The 25,838-nt window shown below is 40.1% G+C and carries 22 protein-coding genes, 4 pseudogenes and 2 other annotated features; of the genes and pseudogenes, 9 read left to right on the top strand and 17 right to left on the bottom strand.

Features of this window, described 5'->3' with window-relative positions; all coding sequences use genetic code 11:
• Positions 1 to 284 precede the first annotated feature (284 nt).
• The 3 genes and pseudogenes from AAV35_RS14595 to AAV35_RS14090 all read right to left on the bottom strand — a co-directional run bounded on the left by AAV35_RS14595 (position 285) and on the right by AAV35_RS14090 (position 3,061).
• Positions 285 to 738 (bottom strand): annotated as a pseudogene (locus AAV35_RS14595) (tyrosine-type recombinase/integrase).
• 294 nt (positions 739 to 1,032) lie between these two features.
• Positions 1,033 to 2,541, bottom strand: a complete 1,509-nt coding sequence (locus AAV35_RS14095; RefSeq protein WP_008591920.1) for a PH domain-containing protein — start codon at positions 2,539 to 2,541, stop codon at positions 1,033 to 1,035.
• The gene (locus tag AAV35_RS14090) at positions 2,534 to 3,061 is read right to left on the bottom strand and encodes a PH domain-containing protein (RefSeq protein WP_008591919.1); all 528 of its coding nucleotides are present in this window, start codon (positions 3,059 to 3,061) and stop codon (positions 2,534 to 2,536) included. The genes AAV35_RS14095 and AAV35_RS14090 overlap by 8 nt, the downstream gene beginning before the upstream one ends.
• A 344-nt stretch (positions 3,062 to 3,405) precedes the next feature.
• On the opposite strand from AAV35_RS14090, the gene AAV35_RS14450 reads away from it, so the two are divergent.
• Complete coding sequence (locus AAV35_RS14450) at positions 3,406 to 3,564, top strand: aureocin A53 family class IId bacteriocin (protein ID WP_156330908.1); 159 nt, start codon at positions 3,406 to 3,408, stop codon at positions 3,562 to 3,564.
• Positions 3,565 to 3,869: 305 nt separating this feature from the next.
• Here AAV35_RS14450 and AAV35_RS14085 read toward each other — a convergent pair whose 3' ends face one another.
• A complete protein-coding gene (locus AAV35_RS14085) occupies positions 3,870 to 4,154 on the bottom strand; it encodes a hypothetical protein (RefSeq protein ID WP_008591918.1) in 285 nt (94 codons plus the stop codon).
• A gap of 2 nt (positions 4,155 to 4,156) precedes the next feature.
• Positions 4,157 to 4,453 carry a DUF2089 family protein gene (locus AAV35_RS14080; RefSeq protein ID WP_008591917.1) on the bottom strand — a complete coding sequence of 99 codons (297 nt, stop codon included), beginning with the start codon at positions 4,451 to 4,453 and terminating at the stop codon, positions 4,157 to 4,159.
• Positions 4,454 to 4,667: 214 nt separating this feature from the next.
• Here AAV35_RS14080 and AAV35_RS14075 point away from each other — a divergent pair, with 214 nt between their 5' ends.
• From AAV35_RS14075 to AAV35_RS14065, 3 genes and pseudogenes are all read left to right on the top strand, one after another.
• Entirely contained in the window at positions 4,668 to 5,357 is a 690-nt protein-coding gene (locus tag AAV35_RS14075; protein ID WP_008591916.1) for an ABC-2 transporter permease, read from the top strand.
• A complete protein-coding gene (locus AAV35_RS14070; RefSeq protein WP_008591914.1) occupies positions 5,358 to 6,287 on the top strand; it encodes an ABC transporter ATP-binding protein in 930 nt (309 codons plus the stop codon).
• 283 nt (positions 6,288 to 6,570) lie between these two features.
• Positions 6,571 to 7,532 (top strand): annotated as a pseudogene (locus AAV35_RS14065) (IS256 family transposase).
• 461 nt (positions 7,533 to 7,993) lie between these two features.
• Here AAV35_RS14065 and xerS read toward each other — a convergent pair.
• Together xerS and AAV35_RS14055 are read right to left on the bottom strand one after the other, a co-directional pair.
• Positions 7,994 to 9,070 carry a tyrosine recombinase XerS gene (gene xerS, locus AAV35_RS14060; RefSeq protein WP_082409548.1) on the bottom strand — a complete coding sequence of 359 codons (1,077 nt, stop codon included), beginning with the start codon at positions 9,068 to 9,070 and terminating at the stop codon, positions 7,994 to 7,996.
• 387 nt (positions 9,071 to 9,457) lie between these two features.
• On the bottom strand, positions 9,458 to 9,835 hold the full coding sequence (locus AAV35_RS14055; protein ID WP_008591910.1) for a hotdog family protein: 378 nt from the start codon (positions 9,833 to 9,835) through the stop codon (positions 9,458 to 9,460).
• 369 nt (positions 9,836 to 10,204) lie between these two features.
• Here AAV35_RS14055 and AAV35_RS14050 point away from each other — a divergent pair, with 369 nt between their 5' ends.
• Positions 10,205 to 11,407, top strand: a complete 1,203-nt coding sequence (locus AAV35_RS14050) for an IS110 family RNA-guided transposase (RefSeq protein WP_008591815.1) — start codon at positions 10,205 to 10,207, stop codon at positions 11,405 to 11,407.
• A 227-nt stretch (positions 11,408 to 11,634) separates the two neighbouring features.
• Here the strand turns inward: AAV35_RS14050 and thrS are convergent.
• Positions 11,635 to 13,068 (bottom strand): annotated as a pseudogene (gene thrS / locus AAV35_RS14045) (threonine--tRNA ligase); the annotation flags it as partial.
• A gap of 102 nt (positions 13,069 to 13,170) precedes the next feature.
• On the opposite strand from thrS, the gene AAV35_RS14040 reads away from it, so the two are divergent.
• A complete protein-coding gene (locus AAV35_RS14040; RefSeq protein ID WP_065757343.1) occupies positions 13,171 to 14,361 on the top strand; it encodes an IS256 family transposase in 1,191 nt (396 codons plus the stop codon).
• Between the two features lie 38 nt (positions 14,362 to 14,399).
• Here the strand turns inward: AAV35_RS14040 and AAV35_RS14035 are convergent, their stop codons facing one another.
• The 6 genes and pseudogenes from AAV35_RS14035 to AAV35_RS14015 all read right to left on the bottom strand — a co-directional run bounded on the left by AAV35_RS14035 (position 14,400) and on the right by AAV35_RS14015 (position 19,838).
• A complete protein-coding gene (locus AAV35_RS14035; protein WP_008591720.1) occupies positions 14,400 to 14,912 on the bottom strand; it encodes a TGS domain-containing protein in 513 nt (170 codons plus the stop codon).
• Between the two features lie 49 nt (positions 14,913 to 14,961).
• Positions 14,962 to 15,184 (bottom strand) — a binding site (T-box leader).
• Positions 15,185 to 15,214: 30 nt separating this feature from the next.
• Positions 15,215 to 15,437, bottom strand: a binding site (T-box leader).
• 102 nt (positions 15,438 to 15,539) lie between these two features.
• Positions 15,540 to 15,704 carry a hypothetical protein gene (locus tag AAV35_RS14510; RefSeq protein ID WP_008591718.1) on the bottom strand — a complete coding sequence of 55 codons (165 nt, stop codon included), beginning with the start codon at positions 15,702 to 15,704 and terminating at the stop codon, positions 15,540 to 15,542.
• A 184-nt stretch (positions 15,705 to 15,888) separates the two neighbouring features.
• A pseudogene (locus AAV35_RS14030) lies at positions 15,889 to 16,892 on the bottom strand (DNA/RNA non-specific endonuclease).
• Positions 16,893 to 16,918: 26 nt separating this feature from the next.
• Positions 16,919 to 17,575, bottom strand: coding sequence for a hypothetical protein (locus AAV35_RS14025; RefSeq protein ID WP_008591717.1), 657 nt, complete (start codon positions 17,573 to 17,575; stop codon positions 16,919 to 16,921).
• Between the two features lie 710 nt (positions 17,576 to 18,285).
• Positions 18,286 to 18,687, bottom strand: coding sequence for a hypothetical protein (locus tag AAV35_RS14020; RefSeq protein WP_008591715.1), 402 nt, complete (start codon positions 18,685 to 18,687; stop codon positions 18,286 to 18,288).
• A gap of 5 nt (positions 18,688 to 18,692) precedes the next feature.
• Positions 18,693 to 19,838, bottom strand: a complete 1,146-nt coding sequence (locus AAV35_RS14015; RefSeq protein ID WP_008591712.1) for a ParM/StbA family protein — start codon at positions 19,836 to 19,838, stop codon at positions 18,693 to 18,695.
• 548 nt (positions 19,839 to 20,386) lie between these two features.
• Between AAV35_RS14015 and AAV35_RS14010 the strand changes: the two genes are divergently transcribed.
• Both AAV35_RS14010 and AAV35_RS14005 read left to right on the top strand, forming a co-directional pair.
• Positions 20,387 to 21,889, top strand: coding sequence for a primase C-terminal domain-containing protein (locus AAV35_RS14010; protein WP_008591710.1), 1,503 nt, complete (start codon positions 20,387 to 20,389; stop codon positions 21,887 to 21,889).
• Positions 21,890 to 22,150: 261 nt separating this feature from the next.
• Positions 22,151 to 22,420 (top strand): DUF5839 family protein, encoded by a 270-nt coding sequence (locus tag AAV35_RS14005; RefSeq protein WP_008591708.1) that lies wholly within the window; start codon positions 22,151 to 22,153, stop codon positions 22,418 to 22,420.
• 367 nt (positions 22,421 to 22,787) lie between these two features.
• On the opposite strand, the gene AAV35_RS14000 is transcribed toward AAV35_RS14005, so the two are convergent.
• Both AAV35_RS14000 and AAV35_RS13995 read right to left on the bottom strand, forming a co-directional pair.
• Positions 22,788 to 23,213 (bottom strand): hypothetical protein, encoded by a 426-nt coding sequence (locus tag AAV35_RS14000; RefSeq protein ID WP_008591706.1) that lies wholly within the window; start codon positions 23,211 to 23,213, stop codon positions 22,788 to 22,790.
• Between the two features lie 205 nt (positions 23,214 to 23,418).
• A complete protein-coding gene (locus AAV35_RS13995; RefSeq protein ID WP_008591704.1) occupies positions 23,419 to 23,673 on the bottom strand; it encodes a hypothetical protein in 255 nt (84 codons plus the stop codon).
• Between the two features lie 971 nt (positions 23,674 to 24,644).
• Here AAV35_RS13995 and AAV35_RS13990 point away from each other — a divergent pair.
• On the top strand, positions 24,645 to 25,421 hold the full coding sequence (locus AAV35_RS13990) for a phospholipase A2 family protein (RefSeq protein WP_008591703.1): 777 nt from the start codon (positions 24,645 to 24,647) through the stop codon (positions 25,419 to 25,421).
• 45 nt (positions 25,422 to 25,466) lie between these two features.
• Here AAV35_RS13990 and AAV35_RS13985 read toward each other — a convergent pair whose 3' ends face one another.
• A complete protein-coding gene (locus AAV35_RS13985) occupies positions 25,467 to 25,736 on the bottom strand; it encodes a hypothetical protein (protein WP_008591701.1) in 270 nt (89 codons plus the stop codon).
• Positions 25,737 to 25,838 lie beyond the last annotated feature (102 nt).

Below are 25,838 nucleotides of genomic sequence, written 5' to 3'. Positions count from 1 at the left end.
ACCTTATTCATTTCGCTGTACACCTCTTTCGTGTCCTCTGACGATGCTACTTCTTAAAACTCATCTATGAATTTGATTTCGTTGAAACCAGGGCATTTCAAACCGTTGTTGCCACCTTTCTTTATCTTCGGTTTAGTTGAATTTTCAAAAAATGATTTAGGATTTCACAAGCTCAACTGAAGATCATAAGAAGGCCCTAAAGAAAATTTCGGGACTCCCCTTGAGGAACAGGTTTTATATACTGTTCGCGTACGCAAACGGTCCTTTTTCTTTTCCCTTCTGGTTTATAAAGAAAAATCTTCTAAGGCTTGATTCACCATGTCATTACTAATCCCAATGTATTTGAGGGTGATGGTATGGCCAAAAATCTGCTACAACATGGCCAAATCTTTGGTTTTCTGATAAAAGTGATACCCGAACGTCTATCGCAAGGTGTGCGTGCCAATCGGTCCGGGGACCCCACAGACCTCCGCAGCGCCATGAACAATGCGCCAGGCTTGGGTCCGATCAATCAATCCACCTTTCTTGGAAGGAAACAAGGGCTCCGAGGCGGCTTTGCCCTGGATGTACTTATCGATTTCACTGCGCAAATTGGGGGTCATTTTGATTTTTCGGATGTTCCGTGTTTTTTTCCCGGATCCGCAGGGGCAAAATATCACTGATCCGTAGGCCGGAATTGATGCCGAAAGTAAATAAAAAATAATCCCGGTAGCTTTTGTGAAGCAAATACACTTTCATATCCCGGATTAGATATGGGTCCCGGATGGGTTCAACGCTCTGTTGGCTGAGACGTGGGGGCAAATTGATCACCTTTTATATGTTGTTTATAATACAACTCTAATTTCATTATGTTTCATGTGTTCTTTATTTAGTCTAGATTACTTTTCGTTGAATATCGAGTTCATAAAATAAGTCAGTTACACAAATACTCTGAGGATAGAGTTCAAAATTCCAAGGTACTACAGAGCTTTAATGATATAGAAATGAAGGATTTCGATATACCTGACCTGGTTTCGAGGATAGAGCATCTATTTAATTCACTGATTTTCTCGATTTTTCTCGACTATATATAAATTCCTGGTATTTATAGCAGTAATCTTGTGCGTTTTCATGAGGAAAATCTAGCAATTTAGTAATCTTTACTGGATTCGCACGAGTTGTAATTATTAAAGAGGACAAACCAAATAGGTTTTGAAATAGGTTGTTTGAGTACTTTAATTCTTCAATATTAGATGTAGGGGTGAAGAATGTCCTGAATGAAAAAAAACATTTTTTCATCTGAAAATGTTCTTTACTAAGAGAATAACTACTAAATAAACCATTCATTATTTGACCTGAAATGGTTAGAATAGTAATTAATAAAGCTAGATACCAGAAAGATGGGGCATAAAAGTACACTAAAAATGAAGTTATTATCCAAATATAGCTCGTTCTTATTACCTTAATCACAATTGACGATTTAGGAAGGTGTACCATATCATTATTTATACGAAATTTTGGTAGCATCTCTGTAATTATTTTTTTTGCCTTCTCTTCTTTGATAAATGGAAATAGTATATTTGATGTTAGAACTTCACCATCTTCTTTACTGTTAGTACTAATCACTTTTACTTTCACAATACCTAATAACTTATGTATTAGAGTAGATTTTAGAGTAAGTGCCTGTACATTTACCTTTGGAATAGAAAATGCTGTATTATTTACTTTACCTTTATGGATATATATTCTTTCATTATCTGAATTTACTACAAATCCTCCATATTGGGCATAAGTTTTGATTAGTCCATATCCTATGGAAACAGTAACTAAAGAAAATAACACCAATGTAGTTATCCACCATGAAGAGAGCAAGAAAGCGAGTATCTGGTTTACATAACTTTCAATTGAAAAGAATTGTTGTATATCACTATAAGTAGAGAAAATAAGAGTAGAAAATAGAACTATTTTTAAAGAAGTGAGAGAACCTATAACAATCTCCTCTTTAGAAATTTCATAATGATTTACATATAAACTAGATTTAGAAATGCTTATTCCATTTTCACTACTATCATTTTGAGCTTTTACGGAAGTAGCTCCATTCATTGTTAAATGTTGTTTTATACGCTCAGCTTCCTTATAAGTTAACATATCTAATTTAATAGAACCTTCCTTCTCATTTGCTCCTAAATCCAATAGTAACATTGTGTAACCGAGTAACTTATGTAAAAGAGGTGTATACTGATTTATCCCCTGTACACGTTCATACGGAACATAACGAGCTTCCTTCAAGAAACGACCTTTCCTAACAAATAACTCATTTTCTAAAAGGTAATAACCAAAATATCTCCATTGAAGCAATATAGAAATTATATTGTAAGCAAGAAAGGTTATGAGAAGCCATTTTCCAACATTAATTGAGAATATATTGAAATCCCATTCTAAAATCAAAAACAGAAATATGGAGAAGAAAAATAAACCCTTAATAGACTTTCCAACTTGGATAAGTATCCATAAAGGATGTAAGCGTATAATGGGGTGCTCAGGACTATTCTTATTATTCAATATTTCCTCCCTCCTCTTTTCTTGAGTTTGAATCACTAATACCAGATAAAGCCGCAATATGTCTTCGGACGTTTTTTGCTTGCTCCTCAGGTAAAGCAGGGATTTCATGTGTATAAGCAACTGTACCTATTTTCACTGAAGATAATTTGTATTTCTGCAAAAGAGGATGTTGAAAAGTATTGACAAAGTAAACCTTATCCATGGGAATGACAGTATGAGTCTTTTTTATAATCCCCCCATACTTGAGTTGAATACAGTTTTGATCTATTCCATAACGCCATGTTTTTTGCTTGTATGCAGGAACAACAAAAAGGTCAAAAAAGAGACCTACTATAAATAAACCACCAACAATATAAACCAATATATCTAACCAATCTAACCAATTAAAATATGAGATTAGAAACTTGAAAATTACCAGAATTATAATCATCGCTATAAAACCCAGGACACTCGTTGTTCTCCATAATTTCACAGCATTTTTTGATATCTTTTGGGTCGGTTCTATTAGTTCTTGGTCCATACTTTAACTCCCTACATATTAAATTTTCTTTGTTTATTTTCAATTGGGATTATATCACCTCCAATATATTATGTAAAAACTGTAAATTATTTCAGATATATATAAAACCTTCGAAAATACAGATTACAACAACATATATCGACAAATTAAATATATTGATGTGAAAAAAAGGAATAATTCACCTTGTTTTTTACGTTAATATGTCAATGTAATGTAAATGTAGTAAAATTGGATTAGTTAGTTAAAATTATCTTAAAATTGTTGAAATGCAATTAAATGTAATTTATAGTATAAATTGCAAGCTTGCAAAATACAAAAAATAATATTAAAAGGAGAGTTTACTTATGATCGGAGCAGTAACTAGAGCATGGAGTTATATCTCACGTTTATCTGGAGCAGCGGCAAGCTGGGCACGTAGAAACTTTACTAGAGTTGTCAATTGGATCAAAGATGGTGCTACTTTTGAATGGATTAGCGATAAGATTGATAGTATCTTAGATTAATTTATTCAACACAAAAAGCTACGGGGATAGAGTCCTAACCTCTATCCCCGTAGCTTAATATTTATGACTACGTATTCATACTTTAAAAGACTGGAGTCCTAACCTCCACTTCAGCGCTTACCCTCATAGTTATGAGTTCTTCTTACATAAAATGATAGTCAATTGGATCAAAGATGGTGCTACTTTTTCAATCGGAGCAATGGAGTCCTAACCTCCACTTCAACACTCCAACTATTTTGAAAAAAGGTAGGTTTTATTATTATCCCACAATTTCCAAAATATCAAACATCAATTTCTTGGATATATTATTTCAAGTCACTCGATTTCATTTTATTTAGTTCATTATCTCTCTTTTTACTTAGAGATTTCCTTCCTCTAACCCATTCTTCAAGAAGGAAGAGTAAACCTACTATGAGTAAAACAGCAAACTTAAGAAAACTATTAATTTGATTTGTCACAAACATCCATGTCATTACGGTAATAAAAGCTATAGGCACTATAATTCCCAAAAATGCACTGTTTCTTGTAGACATAAAATATTGTATTCCTACCATTATTATTATGGCAATAAACATTGAAATATCCGGCAATTTTATTCCTTCCTTTCTACTTTGTATTTTTCTATCAAAAGCTTTGCATCTTCTAGAGAGATACGCTCTTCAATTGCAAGTTGTCTAATAAAGCTGGCCAGGTTTTCTTCTTCTTGTTCATTGTGTATTTCTATTCTATGTATTAATCTATCTACCCTTGTTCGAACAGTAGGATAAGAGACATTATAAATATCAGCCAGTTTTTTTAGTGAACCAGAGTTTACTACGAATTTTTTGATAAATTCAAGGTCTTCAACATCCAAAGACAAAACCCAGGAAGGAATGTTTTTTCCACTCATTTACCTCTCTCCTTATATGAGAATCATACCATACAAATTAACTTTTTCAAATAATTTTTATGTTTTTTTTACTTTTATTAAATTTAATTAAATAAAATTTATTTTTATGTGGAACAAATTTGAAATGGATGATACATTAATGGAAGGTTGAGAATTGGGTTATATATAATAAAAATCTAATTAAACAAATATTTATTTAAGGAGATTTGCTACTATGCTAACAATAAGTCTTAAGGAATTTAAGAGTCTATTTAAAAGCGTACGTTCCATAATCGTAATAGGTGTACTCTTTGGAGTAACTTTAGGAGCTGCGAAACTAGTCAATAGTTTCCAAGGCCAGCTTGAACAGGTTGGTTTAGGTAATAACGCCTATGCAGGTGGAGCAATGATAATTGTTTTAGTTGCTGGACCCTTGTTTGTTTTGAGTTTATCTCACAATGTAATAAACCAAGAAATTAGTTCTCGGACAATAAGGTTTATTGCAACAAAAACTTCCAGATTTAATTTTATAGCAGGTAAATTCTTAGGAGTGACTTTTTTTTGGTTATTGTGCTTGTTTATAGCTTTTTTACTCATCATTCCATTTTCTGAAGATTTTTACTTCCTGGAATTCAGCCAGTCTTTTGTATTTATATTCTATTTTGTTGGCATAACTATTTTGCTATCTACCCTTATACCTAAACCTACGTTGACTATGTTTATTGGAGTAATTTTAGCTACTTCTTTTACTGTTTTGGGTTTCTGGAGCATGGCATCCGATAATATTTTTCTTAAATTGTATAGTTTCGTAACTCCATATTTCTACTATAGCCAAGATAAAGAATTTTTGGCTTACACAGTATTAATTTTTCCTGTTTTGTTTTTAGGATTAAGCTTACTAATCTTGAGAAAGAGGGATCTATAAATGTATGCCATTGAAACACATAACTTAACTAAAAAATATAGCGAAAAGAGAGTAGTAAATCAAATAAGTTTAAAAGTGAAAAAAGGGACTATTTTCGGTTTTTTGGGCAAGAACGGCGCTGGAAAATCTACTTTTATAAATATGATAACAGGATTAACTATCCCCACTGAAGGTTCTTATTCTCTGCTGTCAAACAAGGATATGACTCTTAAAGAGAAACGTACTAAGATTGGAGTTTTACCAGACTATTCTACATTTTATGATGACCTTACTGCTATAGGTCACCTAAAGTATTTCAGTAAAATTCTCGGTTTGAATTTAAGTAAAGAAGACATGATAGAAACATTAAAAAGTGTAGGGTTAGAAGATGCCATAAATCAAAAAGCCAAGAAATTCTCATTTGGTATGAAAAAAAAGCTAGGAATCGCCCAAGCTTTAATAAATAAGCCAGATTTACTTTTTTTAGATGAACCAACCTCCGGTGTTGATGCAAATGCAATTCTAAACATACATGAGATCATAAACAATGTGGCAGAACAAGGAACTACCATATTTTTGACTTCACATAATTTAGATGAAGTAGAAAAAATGTGTGATGAAATAGCTATTATGGATAAAGGAGTCATAAGAACGCAAGGAACTATGGAACAACTAAAAAATAATTATCAAAACAACCTTACCGTAAGCATTAAACATGGAACTTTGCTAGAAGGTACATCAAAAACGCTGGAACAGGAACTACATGCTCTTGGAACAAATATTCAAATGGCCAAAAATAAAACTAGTATAGTGGTATCGGATGAAGACACCATTCCTATAGTAAATAAAATATTTTTAAATATGGAGATTGATGTTTTTAGGATAGAAGTGGACGAACCTACATTAGAAGAAATATTCTTGAATACAGGAGAAACTAAACAAACAGCTTAATATCTTATAACGATGGTTAACAGGAATCAAGTCAAATGTGGTTTTTCAAAGCTAAGCTTGTTTGCGAGGTCCTAAATAATTATGCTCGTAAAAGTGTTTATGGGTAGGTGGCTTTTCCTAAGTGTATCTATCCTTGATATCCTCAATTTTGAAAATGAAAAGAGCAGACATTGTCTGCGATAACGTACAATAGTTTGTGTGAAAGCTCTTGAAGACAAAAAAAGAGGTAGGGTATCCTCATAGTTAACGACCAAATCAACCAGAAAAGGAGAGGCCCTACCTCATGTCTACAAGTATAGGACAAAACAACCTCGAAAATCAATTGGACGATATGGTCCGTTCCTTCGTCCAGGAGAAGCTGGAAACGATCATCACGATGTATCAGAAAAAGGTATGAGTACGCGTGAAATCGGACATTTCCTCGAGCGCATTCTTGGTCATGCCTACGCCCCAGGCACTATCAGTAATATCACGGACGTGGTGATGGATGATATCCGTGCCTGGCAGGAGCGTTCTCTCCAGAAAAGGTATGCCGTTCTTTATCTCGACGGGACGTGTCTGAAATTGCGCCGGGACGACGTGGCGAACGAAGTGGTCTGCGTGGTCATCGGCTTCTACGTCGGCGGTCAGGAAAGCTCTCTTGGCTGGAAAGAAGTTCTCTCTGACCTCTACCGTCGCGGTTGTGAAGAGGTGCTTCTCGGCAGTTTCGATGGTCTTCCCGGTCTGGAAGAAGCGATGAAAGCCGTCTATCCGAAGGCTGATGTTCAGCGTTGTGTCGTCCATAAAGTACGGAACACGCTGAATAAGGTCTGGAAGAAGGGCCGATCCGCCATCAGTGAAGATCTGAAAGTAATCTACCACTCCAATAGTAGCGATGAAGCTGAAAAGCAACTGGACGCTTTCTGGGACACATGGCAGAAGAAATATCCGAAAATCGCAAAATCCTAGAGGGAAGACTTCCACGTCCTGACCACGTTCTTGGATTATCCTTCCTCCATCCGGCCGATGATCTACACAATAAACATCGTCGAGCGCACCATGAAGGAATTCAAGAAGCGCTTGAAGACGTTGAACAGTCTACCGTCCGAAGAAGCCGTAGAAAAGGTAATCTATATGGTTTCCGACGAATGCAACACCAAGTGGTCCACTCGCAAACTTCGGGGATTTAAAGAAGCAAACCCTGAACTTTACGCCATGTTTGAGGAACGTTATGGATTCCAGACCGAAATCGAGGAGGAGAACTAGCCCTCCTTCTCCGAGGATCACCCTACTGATTTACATAAACTTATTGACGGTACCATTATTTGGTGACGATTTTTACCTTGTGGAAGACGTTGACAGATAAAGGTTAAGCATCATACGTATGAACCGGAAGGAAGAGAGACAAGCAAACATGCACTTGTCTCATTCTTTTGATTAACCCCAACGGAGCAAAAGGTGAGAGGCGTAAAGACTTTACTCTTTTGTTTGACCATCTTCTAACCCGGCCGTGGAATTGCCCTTGCCCGCCCGTATGCCTCACAGGCAGCCCCTCTGGTACCAGTTTAGACAAAAGGTGTTTGATTGCTTTTGGAAAGACCTCCTTTGGTTTTGAAGCGAATGGAAGACGTATCGTACCATTTGTTTGTTCCTAGAACAACCGTATATCGAATCAAAAAAAGTAAGAAGTACTGAGAGACATAATCAATCGGAACTTCTCCTTTTCATTAATCATCCATCCGGTCAATCGAGTTCTGTGCTTCTTGTTCCTGTGCGTTCACGTAAAGCGTAGAGGTATCCGTAGAGGTGTGCCCCAGCTGACGCATTAGGTCATACATCGTATTTCGTTTGGCGAACTCCGTTGCAAAGCTGTGCCTCATTTTGTGAGGAGACAATTGTTCGTCCCGATAGGCTTTCGTGTACTTCATGACGGTATGCTGGATGGCGCGGACGGACATCGGATTCGCCGTACCTCGATAAACGGAAAGGAATAGGTAGGGCTCTTTGTCTTGCACTTTGTATTTTTCCTCTCGTACCTCCAGGTAAGCTTGTAGGTATGGCACAGCAAAAGAGCGGAAAAACACAATCGACTCCTTGTTTCCTTTGCGCAGCACCGAGAGTTTTCGCCGCTTCAAATTGATGGAGGAGAGCCGTAGATTGGCTAGCTCACTGACCCGGAGCCCGGAGGCTAGGAGAAGGGCGATGATCGCCTGGTCTCGTTCTTTGTCGCGTTTGTAGTAAGCAAGGCGTTGTTTCTGACCCTGTACGATTTCTTCATAGCCTTCACCAACGAACGTGACAAATGCTTCGATGTCTTCTCCGGTGAGAATCTTGTTACTAATACGCTCGGCTCTAGAGGACAAAGTTTCCGAAGTTTTAGCCATCTTCACTTTGGCCATGACGTTCCGGTAAAAGTAACATTCCCCATCTTCGTCTTCCGTACGAGTAGTCAAAAATTTGTACAGCGACTTGAGTGAACTTTTCTTGCGATTGATCGATTCCTCCTGGAGCTCCCGTTCCATGCTGAGGTGTGTAAAGAAAGCATTCGTTTCGACAAGACGCAAATGCTCCAGTGCCGACAAAGAAACGTCTTTTATATGCTCGACGTCTACGATCCCTTCACGCATCAACCAGCGAAAAAATGTCTCAAAGTCATGGATATACCCGAGAAGGGTGGACGGAGACGTGTTTCCGGTGTACATGTCGTCTTTATATTCATCAATAAAAGGAGGCAGAGATGTAAGTTTTTCTTCCACTTTTTCTTTATGTTGACGTTGTTGACGGGTCAGGCGTTCGGCCATCATTTTTCACTCCTTAAGGTATGTACAGAAATTCCTATTGCAAGTACAATGTCATTAACAATTGTGTATGGTTCAATGCAACTCGTTGCGCCCTTGATTAGCGACGCGTTGTTCAAAAGAAGTGTCTCATGGAGCTTTATCCATGCGATACTTCTTTTTTAGTATATCAGGGTTTGATTCTCTAATCTATTCGTTAAAATGAAATTTCACGCAAAGATAACAACCATTGAAAAAGAGAGTAATAACCTCTCCTCCCTTCTACACAGGTTCCTGTCTTCCCTTTCTCGAGATCATCAATCACAGGGGTACCTTTGAATAGGTTACCTGAAAACCCTCTACTTGTTGAAACGAGATTTATGAACTCATGAAAACCTTCTCGGGCTTCCCTAGCTAAAGTATCACCCCTGAAAAACCACCCTTTAGTACTTCTTTCCCCTTCTGGTTTGTACAAATAAAAGAAGCAATAATAGCTATTCTGTTCTTTTCTTGCTTTTCATACTTTTCAATTTGAGCCTCACATCGAATGGTATCTTCCGTAAAAACAGGACGAAGAAATTCAAAATCCATATGACGCGCCATGACATTGTTATCTCCACCTATTTTTGTCGGCAACGTTGCTGTCAGCAACCCCTGAACTACGAGTCTTCCCTGATCATCCGGAGTTAAATGATGGACTCCTTCATCACCTGAAATCTTCGTGAACAATTCTACATCTTCTACTGAAAAGGTACGTTCAAAAGTAATCTTATCTCCCACCTTTAAAGCCAACGCTATACCTCCCTTCATTTGAACAATCCGCGCCTTCGAACTCAGAAGCTTTCTCGATATATATTGTCAATAAAGGGAGCACATTTTGTTTAATATATGCCCCCTCGTATATTATTATTAACCAGATTATTTCTGGTTTTAAATCCATCATACCTTTTCCGAAGGTATAATGGGGTTAAATCAGATTGAGGTTGTCGCTCTGCCCCCTTGAAGCATTGTCTTCGTGCTATAGACTGACACCTCTTTCTTTATAGAACTATTCGTATGAGCTGGATGGTACATCGTTGCCGTATATCTAACGAGGTTGAGTATCTATAAAGGTAAGAGGTCTCCTTTGATCTGATTAATATTATGTGGGTGGGATCGTTGATGATTTATCTTGGTATTGATATTGGAAAACGTCATCATGAAGCTGGATTAATCAATGAAAGTGGGAACCCTATTGGGAAAACCATTCGGTTTGCTAATTCCAAAAAGGGTAGTGAAAAGCTTCTGACTTTCTTAAACCAACACCAGGTGACACCTGAGAATTGTGCTTGTGGAATGGAAGCCACGGGTCACTATTGGTTATCTCTCTTTTCTTTCCTTTATCAACTTGGATACAAAGTGACGTCTTTCAATCCTATGCAATCAGACGCCCTACGAAATTTTTATATTCGCAAAACCAAAACAGATATTAAAGATGCGTACTTAATTGCTCAAGTAATTCGCATCGACTCTCCAGAAGCGACTCCATTCGTTCAAGAGGATCTCCTTCAACTTAGACACCTCGAGAGGCTGCGTTATGCATTGGTAGACCAAAGCTCAGACGTTAAGCGTAAAATCATTGCTTTACTAGATCAGGTTTTCCCTGAGTATGAACAAGTATTTTCTGATGTATTTGGGCTATCTTCCACTGAAATTCTTTTAAACTATACACTACCCGAAGACCTTTTAGACATTGATACAGAAAAACTTGCCGATGTCCTTTACCGTGTCAGTAAGGGACGATACGGGATTACAAGAGCTCGTTGGAAAGCTGAACAATTGAAAGAAAGTGCCCAAAATACCTTCGGTATTTCCATAGGTACAGAGGCGTTTAAAATGCAGATTCATCTTCTCCTGGAACAAATAGCTCTTTTTGAAAAACAATTGAGTCAAATAGAGAAGGAATTAAAGGAACTCTCAGACCGTCAAAATCATTATTTAACAACCATAACAGGCGTAAATGATGTCACAGCGGCAGTCATTTTAGGTGAAGTTGGTTCCATTGATCGCTTCGAACACCCAAAACAATTAGTTGCCTTTGCCGGCCTGGATGCTTCCGTACACCAATCCGGTGAATTTAATAGATCTAAAACGAAGCTTTCCAAAAGAGGGTCTCCTTACCTTAGGCGTGCAATATGGCAAGCAGCATTCGTGGCTAGTTTTAAGGATCCTGCCCTATCCCTTTATTATCAAAAGTTACGCGAACGCGGGAAGGCTCACGGTACTGCGGTAGGTGCCGTAGCACGTAAATTGACACACATTATTTTTGCCATTTTAAGAGATCAGACGCCCTATGTCCCTCGCCCTCAAACCAATGGAGATTAACGAATTTTGTCGTTTTAATAATTTTATAAGTGAGGTTTATTTGGCATGCCAAATTTCATTTCAATGAGTTCACAAGAAACATCTATTTAGTTACTTGACATTTTATAGCTGGTCTATTCTGTAAGACTCAGTTTCGAGATAAAAAATTAAAATAGAGGCATAGGAACCAGCTGGAAGAGTTCCTATGCAATACTGAAGTACTTACTATAAGTGTACTTGGATATTATTTATTCAAGTAAATCTTTATTAGCAATGGACTGTTTTATACCTGTAACAAATCCATCTAATTCCATTTCTTTTGTTGCTTTATCCCAATAGGACCTAACGTTTACATATCCTTTTTCAACTTCCTTGTCTCCCAGCACAAGAATAAAAGGTGTTTTGTTTATTTGGGCTTCCCTAATCTTGTACCCTAACTTTTCCTCTCTACTGTCCTTTTCCACTCTAATTCCCTCTTGTTTTAACCGATTCATTACTTGATCCGAATATTCTTTATGAACTTCGTTTGATACAGGGAGTATTTTTACTTGAACAGGTGCTAACCAAGTTGGAAATGCTCCACCGAAATGCTCGATGAGTATGCCCAAAAAACGATCAATGGACCCAAACACAGCTCGGTGAATAACCACTGGACGAACTTTTTCATTATGTTCATTGATATATTCCAAATCGAATTTTTCTGGCATTTGAAAATCCAGTTGTACAGTGGCACATTGGTGGCTCCTATTTAAGGCGTCTTTTATGTGAATATCAATTTTAGGACCATAAAAAGCACCGTCCCCCTCATTCACTTTAAAATCATAACCTAGGTTCTCTAATACATTTTCAAGTGCGCCTTCGGCTTGATCCCATAAGTGTGTGTCTCCCATATATTTTTCAGGTCGAGTAGATAACTCAATTTCATAATTGAATCCGAATGTTCGATAAACATTATCAATTAACTGCAAGGCTAAAGTGATTTCCTCTTCTATCTGATGAGGTGTGACAAAGATATGAGCATCATCTTGACAAAAGGAGCGAACTCTTAGTAATCCGTTCAATGCTCCACTAAATTCATGACGGTGAACTTGACCGAATTCAGCCATACGTATAGGAAGGTCTCTATAGGAGCGCAAACGGTCCTTAAAAATAAGCATATGTCCTGGACAATTCATTGGTTTAAGAGCGAATTGCTGCTGGTCAACTTCAGAGAAGTACATATTGTCTTTATAATGATTCCAGTGTCCCGATTGTTCCCATAACCTCTGGTTCATCATTAGGGGCGTTTTCATTTCTTTATAATTAAACGATTCTTGCAAACTTCTAAGGAATGATTCCAACTCATTTCTTATCACCTGACCATTACTTAAATAGAATGGCATCCCTGGTGCTTCATCTGAAAACATAAACAATTCAAGCTGTTTCCCTAATTTACGGTGATCTCTCTTTTTGGCTTCTTCCAAAAAATAAAAGTATTCATTTAGTTCTTTTTTTGATGGAAAAGCTACGCCATATATTCGTTGTAACATCTCGTTATCACTATTCCCCAGCCAATAAGCCCCCGAGATATTTGTTAAGGAAAATGCTTTAAGAAATTTAGTTGAAGGTAAATGGGGACCTCTGCATAGATCTATAAATTCTCCTTGTTTGTAGATGGAGATATCTTCTTCCCAAGGAATTGATGACGTACAATAGTTTGTGTAAAGCTCTTGAAGACAAAAAAAGAGGTAGGGTATCCTCATAGTTAACGACCAAATCAACTCATGAAAGGGGATGCCCTACCTATGTCTACAAGTATAGGACAAAACAACTTTGAAAATCAATTAGAGGACATGGTCCGTTCCTTCGTTCAGGAAAAGCTGGAGACTGTCATGAAGGAAGAAATGAACCAGTTCTTCGAAGAGAATCCGGAATTGAAAAATTATAAAAACGGTAGCTATGGCCGCCAATTGGATACAAAGTACGGAAGGATCGAAGACCTCCAGGTACCGAGAGATCGGGACAATGCATTTCAGACGGAAATGTTCCAGCCCTATCAGCGATACGAACAGTGGTTGGGGGAAACGATTGTCACCATGTATCACAAAGGCATGAGCACGCGTGAAATCGGAAACTTCCTCGAGCACATCCTCGGTCATGCTTACGCCCCTGGCACGATCAGTAACATCACCGATGTGGTGATTGAAGACATCCGTGCCTGGCAGGAGCGCCCTCTCCAGAAAAGATATGCCGTTCTTTATCTCGACGGCACGTACCTGAAATTGCGCCGGGACGATGTGGCGAATGAGGTCGTCTACGTAGTCATCGGCGTTACGGAAGACGGGTATCGCGAGATTCTCGGTTTCTATGTCGGTGGTCAGGAAAGCTCTCTCGGTTGGGAGGAAGTCCTCTCGGACATCTACCGCCGTGGTTGTGAGGAGGTTCTTCTCGGAATCTTCGACGGACTTCCCGGTCTGGAGGAAGCGATGAAAGCTATCTATCCGAAAGCTGATGTGCAGCGCTGTGTCGTCCATAAAGTACGGAACACGCTGAACAAGGTCCGGAAAAAGGACCGTTCCGCCATCAGTGAAGACATGAAAGCCATTTATCGGTCCAACAGTAAAGAAGAAGCGGAAAAACAGTTGGACGCCTTCTGTGACACATGGCAGAAGAAATATCCGAAAATCGCCAAGTCCTGGAGGGAAGACTTCTACGTCCTGACGACGTTCCTGAACTATCCTTCCTCCATCCGACCGATGATCTACACGACGAATATCATCGAGCGCACCATGAAAGAATTCAAGAAACGTCTGAAGACGATGAACAGTCTGCCCTCCGAAGAAGCCGTAGAAAAGGTGATCTATATGATTTCCGACGAATGTAACACCAAATGGTCCACACGCAGACTCCGTGGCTTCAAGGAAGCAAGCCCTGAACTGCACACCATGTTCGAAGAACGGTATGGGTCTCAAACTGAGACAGAGGAGAAAAGATAACCCCTCCTCCGAGGATCACCCTGACAATTTACACAAACTTATTGACGGTACCAAGGAATTTTCTTTAATAGCTCCAGCTTTAAATGATCATTCGAAAAAATGCTTTCAGCTTCTTCTCTAGATATTAACTCCCGTTTAATAAACAAGTTCTCAGCTACAATGTTACTCATTTCTTTTTCAATTTTAGATAGATCATCTTTAGAAATACTTTGATCCGTATTAATATCATAGTAAAAACCATTCTCCACAACAGGACCTACACCTAGATTCACTCTTCCGAAAAGTCGCTTAACGGCCTGAGCCATAATATGAGCTGCGGTATGTCTCATCACCTCTAATCCCTCTGAAGAATTAAGTGGAAATAATTCAATCTCCGCATTAGAGTTGATAGGATTCTGCATATCATATAAGGATCCATTGACTCTCCCAACTACTGATTTTTTCTTAAGGCTAGGACTTATAGATTGGGCAACATCCTCCAATGTACTCCCTTTTGAGTAAGATTTTTTGCTGCCATCTGGAAACGAAATCACCATTTTTTCATGATTCATACATACACATCCTTTTATATAATAAAAAAAACCATACTCATCCCTATCTATAAGGGACGAGTATGGTTTTACCCGCGGTTCCACCCAATTTCCCACTACCTTTCAAAGTAATGGCCTTGGTTTGCTGTATCGTAGCACACGGCATGAACTACTCATATTTCGCCCATGCAGCTCCAAGGTGGTAAGCTATTACGCTGCGTTAGGAAGATCGCACCTTTTCTTCCCTCTCTGATAACCGTCCTAATAGCTCTTGTCCTCTTCATCACTATAACTTATTTAATTAAAAAAACACCCGTCCCTAAAAAAGGGACGAGTGCTGTACTCGTGGTTCCACCCAACTTCCCGTTACATTGATAAAGTAACGGCTTTGGTTTGCTGTATCGTAGCACTACGGCATGAACTACTTATATTTCGCCCATGCAGCTCCAAGGTGGTAAGCTATTACGCTGCGTTAGGAAGATCACACCTTTTCTTCCCTCTCTGATAACCGTTCATAATATCTCTTGTCCTCTTCATCACAAATTATTTTAAATTTATTTCACTATATATTTTTTGCCAAATTTAGTCAATACATTCCAGGGATTTTATTAGGAGGTTATTTTAGATTCGCCCCCGATTGTTAAGTAATTATTTCACTTCTTTTTTAAAGTAAAAAACTGTCCCATTAACTCCAGCTAGTTCCCAACCATCCTTACCAAGAAAATTCAATTTTTCTTCCATCACTGCACTAAAATCATTATTTGCTTTTAACTGAAATTGAATATCTTCTACTCTGTACTCAAATTGCTTCATTTTCATTCCTCCAAATAATCATCCAACATAATAGTTATTCCTCTAATAAAATTACGATTTTCATTAGAAATAGTTTCTAAATTTTTATAAAAATAAAGAGAGTTATCTCGAAACTGAGTCTTCCACTATCCTGCCCTATTCTTGAAGACTCAGTTTTGAGGTGATGAACGTGCATGTAAAAAACTCATTCCCCCACCATTCCATCTCCATCTCTATCCTGCATGTGTTGATACAACCAGTGATCGCTGGTGATCGGCATGCTGTAACCAGCATCTTCAGCTTCTTGGATCGTCACCTGGCCATTGCCATTCGCGTCTACGCTGGAAACGTTTGCTTCTTCGGCAGCTCCGTTGGAGTCAAAAGAATCGGTAGATGATTCATCATCAGTCAGCCCGAGGGACTCGTTCACCTCATCCGGATTCACGTTATCAAAGGTATCAACGACTTCGTTCCCTTGGATCGTATAGGTATACTGATAGCTGGAAGGAATCTGCGTCTCTGTATCCGGATACGAAATTACTGCTTCAAAATCCGTGGCGCCTCCGGCGTTACGGATAGCATCTTCCATATAAGGCTGATCGCCGTGACGGTTCAACGTACTTTCCTGTGGCGTAATATTGTAAGCATTGGAGACCCCTCCAAGCGAATCTGCAATGACGTGCCCCTGATCCAACTGATCACTTTCGACCCCAGGTACTTGCGCTTCATCCCAGTAGTATCTGCCGGAGGATACGACCGGCTCTGTATCATCGTCCTGCAGAACGATTTCTTCCGCGGTTACTCTCACTAACTGTCCGTTTTCAATGTAAAAGCCCAGTATTCTCTGTCCCCGAACCCTATATCTACAACCACCTTCGCTTGTCGATGGCCACTTTGATCTCCCCCGTCGACGTCGATGTGTTCGTAGCCGGAAAATTGATCATCTGTTGTGGTCGTTGATTCTTCTGTTGAGTTCTCTTCAGCTGCAGTGCTATCTTTTGTCTCATTATTGCTCTCACTATCCGAGGTGTCTTTCTCTTCGGTCTCAGAATCCGTGTCTGTTTCTTCCTTCGTAGCATCATCGGTCGCTACTTCCTCGGTTTCCGGTTGCTCTCCTCCTTCTGTCGAGGAGGTATCTTCCGCCTCGGTACAACCGATCATAAAGACGGTCATCAGCAGCAATAGAATATAGTTCATTTTCTTTTTCAACGCAGGATTCTCCTCTCCTCGATTTCTTACCTTTCTTCCCCGTACTCTTCCAGGATTCTTTCTTCAAAGCGGTTGTTCATATAATCTTTTACAAACAATTCTCGCTTGTCCCGGTCCTCTTCTTTCCGGAACCATCCGACACGTTTCATCCGTTCCTCATCCGGTTTTTCTCGCCACTTCTCCAGTGCTTCCTCTTCAAGCTTCTGCTCCACACGTCGGCGCGTAAACAAATCATTGATCCGTTTTTGTCGTTCCTGCTCCGGATCCGGCAATTGTTTACGGAGCGCTTGGTACTGCTCCTGGACTTCCTGGACCTGCTCTTTGGCCATCTCGCGAGCCATGTCTTCCATTTCGCGGTACATCTCCCGTTTGAGGGCAGACACATCGACGAGTTCAGCAGCTTCTTCCTCCCCTGCTCCTTCCGGAAATGGACGGAGCGGAATATCCGCCTCTCCCTGCTGCAGGTAGTTGAAGATGCCGTCAAATGACCACTTATTCTCTCGTTTTTCCTTTATGTACATAGCAAGGTTCAGATCATCAGCATCGTAGGCTTTCTCGCCTCCTACCCGATTGATATAATGAAGCTTTTCCTCTTCCTCGAGTCGTTTGAACCAGCCATCGACGGTGTTCACATGCTTCCCTACTTTTCCCGCAACGTCGCTGATACGATAAAAATCTTCCATATCTTTTCCCTCCCCTGCTCTACATGGAGACCATATGCCACATATAGAGCACAAAATTGGATGATGACAGTCGTTTCCTTGTTTTATGCTTTCTCTATTATACCCCTCCACATGGAGAAGACACAACACATGGAGACCACATCACAACGATAATAAGACTCTTGCTGTAAACTTAGTTGGATCCAGGTATGGTACGCTCCTCGTTTCTTAGTGAAAAATAGAATTAATAAATGTTTGCTATTAAACACATGTGCTCCATATCCCACATATGGAGCACACATACTCGTAAAACAGTGATTTGTAGGGTTTTCATTTTTGAAATTACGGAGGAACATAGTTTACCACATGGAGACCACACCCTACATAGAGAGCACATTTTAATATTTGCGAACGTCCTGTACTGGTGGAAATCATTATCCATGTTGAGCACATTCCTACATGGAGACTACAAATACAATCCAGTAGTCAGTCATTGATCTAAAAATCACACCAAAGGGAAAATTGCTTATTAGTGGTTCTGAAATAAGCGACTACATGGGGACCATAAAGCACATGTGGAACATAAAGTGCCGTTCTGATAGGGTTTTGGATGTTTCGATTTCGAGGTAATTTGCGTGTTTCTGTTAGAACACATGTTGAGTACAGGCTATATAGAGACCACAAGAGTAAAACAAAAGCAGCTTCGAAAGAAGATTCCGAAGCTGCTTACATCAATCATCATCCATATTGAATAGGTTCGACGCAAATTTGTTGTGGATGGTGCTCGTTTGGAACGTGGAGGAGGCTGATTCTTCCTTTTTTTCTTTCGGCAGTTCCAACGGAAAATCTTCCTTAATCAAGTGATAAACGAAATGTCCGAGGACCCTTCGTTGCATCGGGGTATTCAGCATTTCTTTTTCTTCAAACGTCAATGGCCCCGGGAGAGGGAGGTAGGCGTTGTCTCTCATCGTTGTTTCCGATAAAATAGAGTGGAACAAATGATCCGTGATGGCACGGCTGAACCCGCGTCCTTCCGTCTGTTTCAGTTCATCCAGTCGATCCAGCACTTCAGGAGGCGTATCTTTCGGAAGTCGAATGGCTATCGTTTTTCCTGGATAGAATGGCTCGCTCATGCGAATCACTCGCCAGCTGCTGCATCAAGCGTGATGTTTTTCTGGTTTGCGTAAATGTGCAGCAGTTTGTAGTAGGCACGTGCGATCGTCCAGACAGCTTCCTGCTCATCCGTTTCTCCAACAAAATGAAGAGGGAATTCATTCTCCTGTTCATTGATACGCTCCAAATATGGTTTCAATAAAAGAGATCCGCCGCCGATGAGGTAGGCATCATCAAGACTTGGTGCCGTTCGCCAGATTTTCTGGATATGTTTGTACTGCGTTTTGGCCGCGCGTGTCAGTACGGGATCGACAATCGACTGGATCGATACCGGTTTGCCGTCCACTTTGATGTGGTTTTTTCGTTCATGGTTTTTTCCGGTCAGGACGTTCGCTACAAGCGGACGACTGCGGAATTCATATTTGTATTCGTCATATACTTTTTCCGCGATTTCATCCAGATACGTAGAAATTCCTTCATCGATACCGATGCTCGCGTTGTTATCGATATCTCCGTTTGGATTGATGACGGCTGAATCAGTGGAAATACCGCCGATATCATTGATAAGTACGGTTCTCTCGAGCATTTCCTCATTCTTCGTTGCACCATTCTCGTGCGTCGTCAAATCAATGAACGCTCCGAACCCTTCAATATTCACGAGCACGTCTTTGAATTTGATTCTCACTTTTTTCCCTTGTACCAGTGGTGTTTGCAAGAATGTAATTTCATGCTGGCTGTGCAGCAGCTTTTCCTGGAACTGCTTGCGGCGTTTTTTCTTCGTTTCATCTAATGGAAGCCCCGTAGAAAGGAAGTACGTCGCTTCAATAACCCCGTTTTCTTCCTTGAAATGTTTCGTTGCATCTACCGCAAGAGATGTAAGAAGCATCACGAGCGTCTGGTCACTGCTTGCTTTTTCACTGTTACTCGTCAATTCATCATTAAATTGTTTCGTCGCAGCGAGACTTCCGACAGCATAAATTCCTTTTCCACGATCCAAGGAAGAGGAAGCGATTTCTACATGCAAACCATTAAGTATGCTTTTTTCGTAGTCATATGTTTGCCTTTCTTCGTCTTCCTCAGCAATCACGTTTGGTATGTACATGTGTTCATCTAACCCGCCAAAATAGCCTTTCAGCGCATCATTGCCGACATCAATTGCAGCAATTCTCATAAAATAATTCCTCCTTGAAATGAATTAATCATCTATTTGTTTGCAATTGTACCCCTTTTTGCAAACAAAAGCAATAATGTTTGCACAGAACCCCCTTTTTGCAAACAAAAAAACCCCGACCATTCGGGGTTTACGCGTATGTGAATCTATTGTATAGTTGAATTATTCCTAGATTCACAGAAATCGTTCAAAATTCGTTTACATCTATACGTGAGTTAAAAATTTTATACATAAAAAGGCAAATAGAAAAGACCGTGCGACAACACGATCTTTTCGAAAGCTATCAAGCTACCACGGCTACCAACCACTAGCTTGAGAATGTGAGTTACACGCGCTAACGTGTAACGAATGTAATTCATTTATGGCTAAACTATACCATAAATGATTCGGGGCTTGCAACCCTCATGATTCTGTTTTTCCCCGGATTCCCGGGAAGAAAACCGGTTTTCTGATATCGTTGCTCGCTTTTCTACAGAAGCATTTTCAAGACCAGTCGCAGGTACGCTTGGGACTGGTCTTTTTGTGTATGTAGAAAAGGAGAGCCATCCATGCAGACGCCAACGAACATTCTTGCTTTTATTACGCATCAAAGTCTATCGACATATAAGCGCATGCATTCCCGCGCACCTCTGCCGGCACGTCGTGAGGCGGAGAAGAACAATCGTCAGAAGCAGGGCGTCGTCTTCGTGTCGCGGTCCAAAGAAGAGCTCCAGGAGGCGCGAGGACACGTCGTTACGTCTTACGAGACGCTTCAGGATCAGCAGCGCCAGCTGACCCACTGGACGCCGAATACGTTTCTGTGGGGCAGCTATACGGACCGCCGGAAACGTATCTTACGCGGGCATCGCAAAGACAATTTGAAACAGATCAATACGATCGTGCTTGATATCGACACGAAACAGACGGACCTCTACGCCCTGTTTCTCGGGTGTGCCGAAGAAAACCTCCCGGATCCGAGTCTCATCGTCGAAACGCCGCGAGGGTACCACGTGTACTTTGTGCTGGAGGAGCCGATGTTTATCTCTCCTTCCACCGGCCACCGGTCGCTGAAGGTAGCCGAGCGAATAGCCGACAACATGAAACAGGCGCTTGCTACGTATGTGCCGATTGATACGGCCTGCAATCCGTTCGGCTTCTTCCGTATGCCGACGGCAGACAATGTAAAATATCAATCCGAAACGAAAGCATCGGTTCCGGAGCTCATAGCGTGGTCTCAGAGCTATGAACAACGTCAGCAATACAGCGCTTTCCACGTGGTGCATGGCGGCGCGCAGGTGCGTCAGATTGACCAGGTATGGTACCAGACGCTTCTCCAGTGCCGTCATATCACGTCGGGGCACTACACCAGCAGCCGGAACAACACGCTTCTCACGTTAGCCATCGCGAATTATGCGAGTGGTCGGAGCTATGACGAGGCGTATGACGAGCTGGACGAATTCAACTCCCGGCTGGAGCATCCTCTTTCCCTCCAGGAGTTCCGTCGCACCATGGCCTCTGCCTACAGCGGACGCTATCAGGGGGCGAAACGGACATATATCGATATGCTGCTGATGCAATGGACCGGAGAGGCGAGTACCGATACTTACGGATCCGGATGGTATAAGTTCAAGAAAGACCGTTCCGAGCGTCAGCGTTCGCACTACGAGGAGTGGGAGACGGATATCCTGAGGTATCTGGAGCTGCACACCTCCTCCACATGTGCCGAAGAACTGTTTCTCGAAGGTTCGCAAGCCTATTTGGCCGAACAATTCGGGATGGCTGTATCTACGCTGAAAGAGGTACTGAAACGCTCGACGAAGTTAGTGAAAATCGTAAAAGGCCGCGGAAGGGGCCAGCGGACGTATCTGGCCAGTCGTGCAGTTTTATTTGCGTACCTTCTTTATGTCCGTCAGGAACGGGTCGTTCACGCGACGACCTGGAAAGCTATGGTCGAAGTCCTTGTGACCGAAGCACCGTTTCCGGTGAACCGTCTACTTGCAGAAACACAGGAGACATTCACCCGTTGGGCCACCCGGGTAGAGCAGCATTTTCGATCCCCGTGGATTTGTTGAAAAAGAATAAGCCAGTCTGCCAATACATATCTATTTCTTTTCTCATTATACATCTGAGTTAATACTTAGTAGTTACTCCGAATAATGATAGAGTTCTAGATCTTTGACAACTGAATACAAGGTTTTAGGTATGTTTGTTGTAGGAGATGAGTGTATTTGTGTGTTAGGTAGGCGGGAGGGTGTTTTATTTTGGAGGTTTTGAGAAAGGGTAAGAGTCTAATGGTAGTGGTTTTATATTTCGAAGGAAAGGATGACGTTTGAATGAAAACGAATAACACGATTGCTGGGTGTCATGTGTTGAGGGATGAGGATGGGTTATGGAAGGTGCGAACGAGTAAGTTGTATTCTTGGAATATCCCGAAAGTTTTACGTCAGGATCCGATCCAGCCCGGAGACATTGTAGAAGTGGCGACGTCTCGGGGGAGAAAGCCTGTATTGGTGATGGATGTGTTTCGAGAAGAATTTGAAGAAACGCAGCGAAGATATAAGAAGGTCTTGAAGGTGCTTGAGAGAGCTCCGGAGGAAGAATGAAAGTTGTAGGTGGATGGAGGACGTTCTGGTTTGGTGTCTCGGATGATGATTATTTCTAGATGAGATAGGACCAATTCTTACGTCTTTCGAACAGTCATGAAAGAGATGGCCGTATTGTTTTTAGAAGGGTTGTCTTCTATTTCTGTAGTATCTAGGAAGCTTTTCTTTCTATGGGTCTCAGAAGCCTTTCCTGAAGCACTTATGGATACCTTAGAAGTTACGGCTCGTTCATGAAGCTCTTCGGTGGTTTTCAGAGAAGCACATCTTTGTCCTCAAACAAAGATCGAAATAAAAACCTCTCCCTTGATGTTTAGTGAAGGAGAGAGGCATACGTGCGTTTCTGTGAAGGTAGATGGGATACTTATTGTTATAGGTGGTTTCGATGTTTGGCATCGGCTCGTCGCTGTTGTTGATGTTCGATTCTCTTTTGAACGTGTTGGGTAGCTGTTCGATAAGCGTTTGTTTCCATGTCAGCAGTCGTTACAATATCGTCAATGCTCTGATTTACAAACATACCATTCAACAGTTCAAGTAAGATTTGTGTATTACGGTCTGCGTTATTGGTTCCTAAGCGTATACGCCTGATTTCTTTATTGATTTGGTTGGATACTTCCTGGGAGATAGAAGATGCAAGGGAAGACGTTTGTTCTTCTTTCATCTGTTTGTGTTCTTCAATGATTTTATTGATGGTTCGGTTATTATAGACGATATTATTTTCTTCCGCATATTTTTCTATATAGGCTCGTGATTCTTTCGTTAGTCTCAGTCGTATTGCGGGATTTTGTTCTTTCATAGGGAGACGCTCCCTTCCTGGTTTTTTTGATTTTTCTTCGATGGTTCTTCTCTATGTACGAGGGTATCCTCTACGTAGATAACCGTAGGATTATGGAGATTTTTGTGATACGTCTTGGCCTTTTTATGGTCATGAATGTGTTGGTTTTACGTTCCTTATCCTTTGATTTCTTCACGAGGAAGGATCTCTGTATAGCTTTTCATAATTATGAATCGTCCTCGGTTAAGTAATGTAAAAACTCATTATTTTTATCAAGTTTTTCACTTATGATTTCTAGCATCTTTGTGTTTTTTTCTAATCTATTTTGGTATTCGAGTTCCCGGTCATTGATGTTATTGAGTAGAGTGTAATTCTCTAAAATACTTCGTAAATATTCTTGACGTGATAGGCCCTGTTTCTTTGCTTTTTCATCGAATTCTTGGACGATAGACGGGTTTATGTTTCTGATTTTTATTTCCATTCGATCACTCCTTTCTGTGAGCTTCACCATAATAGGGGATGTAGGTGTACCTAGGTAGAAAGAGCATAAGGAAAAAATGACCCCAAATGTGGTTGGGGTGTCCGGCAGAGCCGGACTTTGCGTGGGTACACGATTTTTAAATTTGTACCAGGTGTGTACATGATTTGTACCTTTATTGTACACCCTTGTACCGTTTTTGTACATAGGTGATGTGGTGCTAGAAAGCTATTTATGGGATAGAAAAAGTCAGGTGGAAAGGTCTCCCATGTAGGACGTTTCTATCTGATGATCATGTAATATAGGCTCGTTTGTTCTTGCTTTTTTAGGGGATGTTTTTCTAAGTTTTGTTCTTGTTTTTGATTATTTTTTAAAAGAATAGGAGTTTCTTTTTAGACAATAAATCTCCGTATCTAATGCTTCGTTTTATTTCTTTAGGTGTTATCTTTTTTGGCCATTCTTTCTATCATTTTTTCTTCTTTTTACGAGGACATTTCTTTATAGTTTTGCTGCGTATATTTCCTTTTTCTATGGTATCTTTTCCATCGTTTTGTTTCTGCGAGAGAGGAGATCTTTACCAAAGATGGTCGGAGCTAAGGGTGATAAACCAATCAAAAAGCCTATTTGCACTATGGTCAATTCAGTGTGATGATTCAAATATACAGCTAAGAATGGCAACACCATGAATTTAGCAAATGATACTACAAGCCTTGAAATTAATATGAAAAGCATGCTTTTAGATAGTTGCTATAATTCATTTGAGAACACACAATGTACCGAGACCCTGTGCCTTTAGAAGGTTAAAAATCACATGTGATCTATACGAAGATATTGTATTTTTTGTTACCTATTCTTAAAATTATTTCTAAGTTATTTTTATAATTATCTTGCATTTCCTCTTTATATGATAGATCCCAAATATTAAGGATAAAATTCCTTGTTTGGGAATCCCAAATAACAAGGAGGAGAATTTATTGTTTATTAAAGGCGCTAAAATTGAGGCGAACAGTATTGAGGAATTAATGCTTGAAGGTGTTGATCTTGAGTTAGTGAAAAAAGAAATGAATCAATACGGTGTTTTTTCAGAAGATGAAATCACAAAAAAATCCGCTATTGAATTCTTCGTTACAGAAAACGAAGAAACACAAGTTGAAAATGCTGAGGTTAAAGGGCTGGGTTTGGTACTAAAGAATAACAACCAATCCGCTATAGAAATCACACGTTATGAAAACCAAAAATTAAACGATGTGAACTTCGTAACTAGGGCGACAGTCGTTACGAAAAACGACGCTCAAATTGTGAAACATAAACTTAAATTTGAAGACGGTGAGCTGGTTCATAAAAATGATGTAGAGACTACTCACCCTGAAATTACTTTTTATGGAGAAGAACTTTTGTCAGACAATGAAGTAAGTGCGGCAAATTCAGATCCTGATGAATTTTGGGGTGTTCCATGTTTTGATGTTAACCCGGCCAATGCAGAATGTTGTCAGTTCAGATATAATGGTCTCCCGTGGAAGGAACTTGTTGAATACAATTACTGCGGAGCAGGATGTACACGTTCATGGTTGGAGCCAGAAAACCCTCTTGACGCATGTTGCGAAACGCATGACTCTTGTTATGGTCGTAATTTTAATAGTTGCGCATGTGACTACGCCCTCCTAAACTGTGCAGAAGGAACTGACGAAGCAGGTGGCTCACGCCTTATCCTAGCTTTTGAAGCGAAAACGCGGACTGGAGTCTGCAGCTAATAGAACCCCCCACATTATTGAAATGTGGGGGGTTAAATGTGAATATCAACTTATAATTGATGAGATTTGTGTAATTATCAGGTAAATTACAATGGCTTCGACAGGGAGTGTAATCAATACATTTTTTAAAGTATTATATTTAATTTGCAACATGTATCCTATAAACCAAACGGCTGTCACCAATATCGGAATAAAAATCACCCCAGCATTTTCTTCTGGAGCAAAAGCTGAGACCGCCCAGGTTAAGAAAAGGCTAAATCCTACAGCCAGTACACCTATAATTATATTAATCGTATGTATATATTTTTTGGCCATTGTTGCCCTCCCCCCTAGCCTCTAAATTTATCTTGCTATCGTAATTTTATCTTTTAGAATAGGTTTTTGCAACGAAAAGAAAGTAATATTTTGTTATAAAGA

This window comes from Salimicrobium jeotgali (assembly GCF_001685435.2).
Taxonomy (GTDB): domain Bacteria; phylum Bacillota; class Bacilli; order Bacillales; family Halobacillaceae; genus Salimicrobium; species Salimicrobium album.
This window is presented reverse-complemented; position numbering and strand designations above follow the sequence as displayed.

Excerpts from the sequence above, each read along its gene's own strand:
- AAV35_RS14090 (WP_008591919.1), bottom strand. The coding sequence starts at position 3,061 with ATGGACCAAGAACTAATAGAACCGACCCAAAAGATATCAAAAAATGCT.
- AAV35_RS14450 (WP_156330908.1), top strand. The coding sequence starts at position 3,406 with ATGATCGGAGCAGTAACTAGAGCATGGAGTTATATCTCACGTTTATCT.
- AAV35_RS14080 (WP_008591917.1), bottom strand. The coding sequence starts at position 4,453 with ATGAGTGGAAAAAACATTCCTTCCTGGGTTTTGTCTTTGGATGTTGAA.
- AAV35_RS14075 (WP_008591916.1), top strand. The coding sequence starts at position 4,668 with ATGCTAACAATAAGTCTTAAGGAATTTAAGAGTCTATTTAAAAGCGTA.
- AAV35_RS14070 (WP_008591914.1), top strand. The coding sequence starts at position 5,358 with ATGTATGCCATTGAAACACATAACTTAACTAAAAAATATAGCGAAAAG.
- xerS (WP_082409548.1), bottom strand. The coding sequence starts at position 9,070 with ATGATGGCCGAACGCCTGACCCGTCAACAACGTCAACATAAAGAAAAA.
- AAV35_RS14050 (WP_008591815.1), top strand. The coding sequence starts at position 10,205 with ATGATTTATCTTGGTATTGATATTGGAAAACGTCATCATGAAGCTGGA.
- AAV35_RS14040 (WP_065757343.1), top strand. The coding sequence starts at position 13,171 with ATGTCTACAAGTATAGGACAAAACAACTTTGAAAATCAATTAGAGGAC.
- AAV35_RS14035 (WP_008591720.1), bottom strand. The coding sequence starts at position 14,912 with ATGAATCATGAAAAAATGGTGATTTCGTTTCCAGATGGCAGCAAAAAA.
- AAV35_RS14510 (WP_008591718.1), bottom strand. The coding sequence starts at position 15,704 with ATGAAGCAATTTGAGTACAGAGTAGAAGATATTCAATTTCAGTTAAAA.
- AAV35_RS14025 (WP_008591717.1), bottom strand. The coding sequence starts at position 17,575 with ATGGAAGATTTTTATCGTATCAGCGACGTTGCGGGAAAAGTAGGGAAG.
- AAV35_RS14020 (WP_008591715.1), bottom strand. The coding sequence starts at position 18,687 with ATGAGCGAGCCATTCTATCCAGGAAAAACGATAGCCATTCGACTTCCG.
- AAV35_RS14015 (WP_008591712.1), bottom strand. The coding sequence starts at position 19,838 with ATGAGAATTGCTGCAATTGATGTCGGCAATGATGCGCTGAAAGGCTAT.
- AAV35_RS14010 (WP_008591710.1), top strand. The coding sequence starts at position 20,387 with ATGCAGACGCCAACGAACATTCTTGCTTTTATTACGCATCAAAGTCTA.
- AAV35_RS14005 (WP_008591708.1), top strand. The coding sequence starts at position 22,151 with ATGAAAACGAATAACACGATTGCTGGGTGTCATGTGTTGAGGGATGAG.
- AAV35_RS14000 (WP_008591706.1), bottom strand. The coding sequence starts at position 23,213 with ATGAAAGAACAAAATCCCGCAATACGACTGAGACTAACGAAAGAATCA.
- AAV35_RS13995 (WP_008591704.1), bottom strand. The coding sequence starts at position 23,673 with ATGGAAATAAAAATCAGAAACATAAACCCGTCTATCGTCCAAGAATTC.
- AAV35_RS13985 (WP_008591701.1), bottom strand. The coding sequence starts at position 25,736 with ATGGCCAAAAAATATATACATACGATTAATATAATTATAGGTGTACTG.